The organism is Cedecea sp. B1(4) (assembly GCF_059414925.1).
On the sequence record NZ_JCAHMZ010000208.1, the window covers coordinates 1 to 233 of the forward strand.

Annotated in this window: 1 protein-coding gene; it reads left to right on the plus strand. The window is 33.0% G+C overall.

Features of this window, described 5'->3' with window-relative positions; translation table 11 throughout:
• Window positions 1-233: hypothetical protein (locus tag ACR6JA_RS22640; RefSeq protein ID WP_494599700.1), on the plus strand; the 233-nt coding region annotated here is incomplete at both ends.

Genomic DNA, 233 nt, shown 5'->3' on the forward strand with positions numbered 1-233 from the left:
AAAAATAAAAAAAAAAACACCCAAAAAAAAAAACCACAGTTTTTAGGGCGGCCAAAAAAAAAAAAAAAAAAAATAAAAAAAAAACCCAAAAAAAAAAACCCAAAAAAAACCCAAAAAAAACCCCACCCCCCCCACCCCATTTTAATCAAAGTTAGCGAAAAGAAAAAACAGGTTACCCACAAAACCCCAGAACACCCACACAAAAAAAAAAAACCCCACCCCCCCAAAAACAA